Raw genomic sequence first — 4,988 nt, forward strand, 5'->3', positions numbered from 1 at the left:
GCTATTGGCAATACGTTGATCATTTCTGCTAGCGAGCAGCCTTTACCTTATCGAGGGTCTTTCCTTCCATCTCTTCAATTCCTGCTGGGACGGTCGGATACCAGTTGATGTTTGCCAGTACCTCTGGAGGGAGGCCACGGGTAAAGTTTGCCTTGATCTCGGGATCAAGATAATTCACAGCATCCTTGGAAGCTGTTCCATAGGTCTCTCGATTGGTGAAGAACGCAGCATTCTCAGGCTCCAACATGAAGTTGATGTATGCATATGCTGCATCAAGGTTTTCACTCTTTGCCGGTATGGCGAAGGTGTCGACCCAAGCAAGTGCTCCGCTGGTTGGGGCGATATAGTCGATGTTTGGGTTCTCCGCATGAAGTTTCCATCCAGCCTGTTCCCAAGCTGATGCTGCCCAGACCTCTTCAGAGCGGAGAGACTGCAACAGCTGGTCTCCGTTGTCCCAGTAGGTTTTTACTGAAGGCTTTCCAGCGATGAGAACTTTTTCCATCTCGTCAAGGAAGTCCTGATATGCTTCTGGATCATTATAGAGCTCGAATGGATCATAGCCGAGGGAGAATCCCATGCCTATAAGGGTAGGTCTCTTCAGGCGGTAGGATACTCTTCCTGCATACTTGGGATCGAGAAGATCCTTGAAATCCTTAACATCCGGTGCCAAGGCCTTGTTGACTACCAAGCCTTCAGTTCCATACACGTGTGGAACAGCGTAGGATTCTCCGTCCACCAAGGTGTTTTTCTTCACTGCCTCAAGCAGGGAAGCATCAATCTGTTCGGTCTCGATCCTTGCATAGTCGATTGGCTGGTAGATGCCATACTGCTCAACGACAGAGGAGATGCGGTCCTGTGAGGGCTGGGCAAGGTCAAATCCGCCGCCACGGGTTGCTCTGAGCTTGCTGATCATCTCTTCGTTGTTGCTGAGGGTCACCTCAACCTTGTAGCCGGTTTCCTCAGTGAACTTATCAAGCAGTTCCTGCGGGGCATACCCTGACCAGGTGATGATTCGTAGCACGGGATTTTTCGTCTCGGCTGATGCTTGGGCATAGATTAAACTGCCCATAACCATTAGGACCATGAGAACAAGAATGACTTTTTTCATACAGAATTCCTCCTTCAGGAATGTAAGATGCCTTCTCCTAACTCTGATTACGTCTATCTCCTTTTTTAATCAGCACCTCATAGGTATCGTAGGTCTTGACAACTCCAAAGTCAATTCCAATCTAGGAAAGATAAATTTGTTATGTATGAAAGATTTGTTTTGATTTCATGAAAGAGCGTAAGTCAATGCGTTTTCTGTTCATCTGATGTGAGGTTACAAGAAAAATAAATTGGTGCAACCGGGGAGCGTTTACTCGAGAGTGCGAATATAACAACGCCTTCGTTTGTGTTGTTCGGTCTTGAAGCTCTTCCACTGCGTTTGCACATTCTCGTTGTACTCCAACTCAGGGCCGGTCTCAGCGTAACGGACCCCGTTTGCGAGTGCTGTCTTGATACCTTCCTGGAGGATGATGGCATTCACCCCTCTTCCCATATATTCAGGTTTGACTGCGATAAGGTACATATCCAGCACTTCGTGCTTCTTAAGTGACCTGAGAATCCGGACAAAACCGAGCGGAAACAGACGCCCACGCGATTTCTGCATTGCCAGAGAGAGGGAAGGGACCATGATTCCAAACCCAATGACCTTCTCTTTGGCATCCACGACAACGTAGATATACTCAAGGCTTACCAGGCTTAGAAATTGCTTGATGGCAAGGTTTATCTGTCCATCGGTAAGCGGGCAGAATCCATAAAGCTCTGCAAATGCTTCATTATACATATGGAACATCTGGTGGGCGTAGGGCAGTACCTTTTTTTTGCTGGTAAAGGAGAGTAGGCGGTATCCATGGCGCTTTTGTGCGATTTCACTGATTCTCTCAATTCTTGGATCGATTTTTTCAGGTACAAAGACCTTGTATTCAACCCAGTCCACGTCTTTGGTAAAACCCAGTTGTTGCAGGTGTTCATGGTAATAGGGATGGTTGTACAAGGTGATAAACATACTGAGCTGGTCGAAGCCTTCAACCAAGAGTCCTTGTTTGTCGAGGTCTGAGAAACCAATGGGGCCGATGATGGTATCCATTCCCTTTTCCTTGCCCCACGAGAAGACTTTTTCGAAAAGGAGTTTGCTGACTGCAATATCGTCAATTACGTCATAGCGAGTGAATCGGATATACTTTTTCTGTTGGGCCTTGTTCAGCTTATGGTTGATCAAGGCAGCAATACGCCCAACTACCTTCCCCTCTTTTTTTGCAAGGAAAGCTGCAACATCAATATATTCGAATGCTGGGTTCTTCTTAGGATTGAAGTTCCACTTCTCATCGAGGATCAAGGTAGGTACATAGTAAGGGTTGTCTTTATAGAGTTGGTTTGGAAATGCAAAGAATTGGTTCCAATCACGATTAGAGGAGACAGAATGGATAGTAATCATGTTGCCCTCCTCCTAGCATTTTTGCCCATTGTACTGCATTTTAGGTGGGGAGTAACTATAATTGAGCGTAATATTTTTACATTTCTCTAAAAAATGTATAGTTTAGGGGTGCTTATATTGGGCTTATAAGGCTGTTTTGGCTACAAAGTACAGTCTCCTAAGCAGCTGGTAACGGTTGTAGAGGTATGAACGAGAAATGAAAGCCTATGAGTGATGAGGTGCCTCATCGTGGTAAGTTGATGATTGCTTTCTCTTCATGCACTATTTTCTTAGCGTTTGTCACCGAGTATTTTACAATACTTATTGCATGACTTTCCGCTTGGTAAGTAAGTACATACCACACAGGTAGCGTCGATTCAAAGAGGGAGTTTCGTCCGTGGAATGATTCACAAACAAATTCTGTTGTGGTATCTGTGAAATGATAAATTTTGCTGGAAAGATGTAGATGACCGGCTAGATACAGCCCTGTTTTTGATTCTACCATGGTCTGTAGTAGCAGTGCTCTTTCATGAGGATTCGATAAGGAGAAGTAGAACGTATCAGGGCCCCCATATACCGGAAAATGGGAACAGAAAATCTTGGGGTTGGGGTCCTCTCTTACCGCTCTCATAAGATTGTCTAGTTGGTTCTTTCCAAGACTTGCGTTACCGGTATCAAGAAGATAAAACGAGAGACCTTTATGACTGAATCTTCTCGCAGTAGAAGGATTGATGTACTGAGTAAAATACTCTCTCCCAATATTTCTTACATCATGGTTTCCCAGGACTGCATTGGTTCTTATTGACCGGTTCTCAAGTTCCATAATGAAATCTGCATACTTTTGGTACTCCCACTCTTTGGAATATGCAGTACCATCTCCAAGGCTCAATGCAAAGTCCAAGGGATACTCATCTGAATTCTGATATTCATCTACCCACTCAAAGAACTCATCAAATGCCCAATACACCCCTTCTTCCGTCCTTCCGAAATGGATATCGCTCAAGACAAGGAATGAGAATGAATCTGTTTCCGTGTTCGTGGTTATTTCCTGGTCAAAAGACCCTCCAGGGTGGTTTCTTTCAATCCTCGAATAGCCAACGGCTTCAGAACAGCCAACAAATGAGCAAAGGCTTATCAGTACCAATAAGCTTATAAGAAGTACAGATCTATGAGGTCCATTTTGCATAGATTTCTGCCTCCTTTGTAAAGAAAATGACGGACTCCGGATATACATCAGAATATTGAAGATCGTAAGTTCCCCCAATATGCAGGGAATCGGTAAGCTTCCAGGCAATTCCGGCTCCTGTGATCGGACTCAATAATTGGCAAGCATAGGTGAACATGGTGCTCGTGGACATATGGGCAGAGAGTTCCAGACGGTCAAAGCTTGTACAGGTTATTTTCGCTGAGAGATAGGGGCTGGCATTGTAAAGTGGTTTGTCAATGAAAGGAAGTACCGACATGCTTCCCTGTACTCCTAGTCCATACGAGAGATCCCACGCAAGATTCTCACCTTGAAAGAAAAATTGTCGTTCGTACCCGATTATTACATCGAACAGATAGGCACTTGCAGTACCGAATGAACCATGAGCGTATGAGATAAGTGCGTTCTTTGTCCATGAAGGTTGCTCAGCCAAAATGAACGAGGATCGAAGTGCTACATCTTGCATTTGTGGTTGTTGTTTATATCCGAGGAGAAATGATCTATCTTGATACTCAACTCCAAGCACAGTAGCCAAAGAGGTAGCTTTTGTTGCAACTATTGAGCTGCTCAAACCAATTGTCTGTAGTATATGTGTCCGCCTATAGGGGGCTGCACTGATGAAAAAGACATTCATCAATACAATGATCAGGCATAGGCGTAGAGAGGATTTGGAAATTTTCCTAGAAAGGTTTTGTATCATACCAATATTAGTACCTGCTCACAGTGAATTTTATAGGTAAGTATACAAGGAAAAATCGAATATTCAAGAAAAAAACACTCCCTAAGCAATGTTTATTGAACATCTGTATGGTTCATTACTCGTGCATTTGTTCTATGGAAATACAAGATTTCAACCGACTATGTATGATGGGGATGATGTTTTCCTATACCGTATGTAGTAGAATTTCTCTACTGCGAGGACAATGAGTATGAAAACACCCTTAACTGATACCTATGACAAGAACTTTCTCCTGGAGACGATGATGGGGCCGAATGCGATGCGGATCACCGAAGAACTGGCAAGTTCGCTTCCCATTGCTCCAGGTATGCGCATTCTTGATCTCGGCTGTGGTATGGGAATCTCATCCATTCTGCTTGCAGAGAAATATGACGTGACTGTTTTTGCCGCTGATCTGTGGATATCTCCCACCGATAATGCCAAACGCTTTGCCGAGCGTGGGCTTGATGCAAAGATATTTCCTTTCTTGGTGGATGCAATCGATTCGGATGAGGAAGGGTATGCCCGTATCCATCAAGATATTTGCGTAAGCTGCGGACTATGCACAGTATCCCTGTCTCTGATAAACATAGGATGTTGCCGAAGAA

At 44.5% G+C, this 4,988-nt stretch carries 4 protein-coding genes and 1 pseudogene; 1 reads left to right on the forward strand and 4 read right to left on the reverse strand.

Features of this window, described 5'->3' with window-relative positions; genetic code table 11:
* Positions 1 to 28 precede the first annotated feature (28 nt).
* The 4 genes from JF818_RS08565 to JF818_RS08580 form a co-directional block, all read right to left on the reverse strand.
* On the reverse strand, positions 29 to 1,108 hold the full coding sequence (locus JF818_RS08565) for an extracellular solute-binding protein (protein ID WP_198891598.1): 1,080 nt from the start codon (positions 1,106 to 1,108) through the stop codon (positions 29 to 31).
* A 249-nt stretch (positions 1,109 to 1,357) separates the two neighbouring features.
* Complete coding sequence (locus JF818_RS08570; protein WP_198891599.1) at positions 1,358 to 2,479, reverse strand: GNAT family N-acetyltransferase; 1,122 nt, start codon at positions 2,477 to 2,479, stop codon at positions 1,358 to 1,360.
* 223 nt (positions 2,480 to 2,702) lie between these two features.
* A complete protein-coding gene (locus JF818_RS08575) occupies positions 2,703 to 3,644 on the reverse strand; it encodes a metallophosphoesterase (RefSeq protein WP_198891600.1) in 942 nt (313 codons plus the stop codon).
* On the reverse strand, positions 3,625 to 4,128 hold the full coding sequence (locus JF818_RS08580) for a hypothetical protein (protein ID WP_198891601.1): 504 nt from the start codon (positions 4,126 to 4,128) through the stop codon (positions 3,625 to 3,627). Before JF818_RS08580 ends, JF818_RS08575 begins: the two co-directional genes overlap by 20 nt.
* 463 nt (positions 4,129 to 4,591) lie before the next feature.
* On the opposite strand from JF818_RS08580, the pseudogene JF818_RS08585 reads away from it, so the two are divergent.
* Positions 4,592 to 4,988: pseudogene (locus JF818_RS08585) on the forward strand (hypothetical protein); the annotation flags it as partial.

The sequence above is a fragment of the Sphaerochaeta sp. S2 genome (genome assembly GCF_016406725.1).
In the GTDB taxonomy this organism is placed as follows: Bacteria; Spirochaetota; Spirochaetia; order Sphaerochaetales; family Sphaerochaetaceae; genus Sphaerochaeta.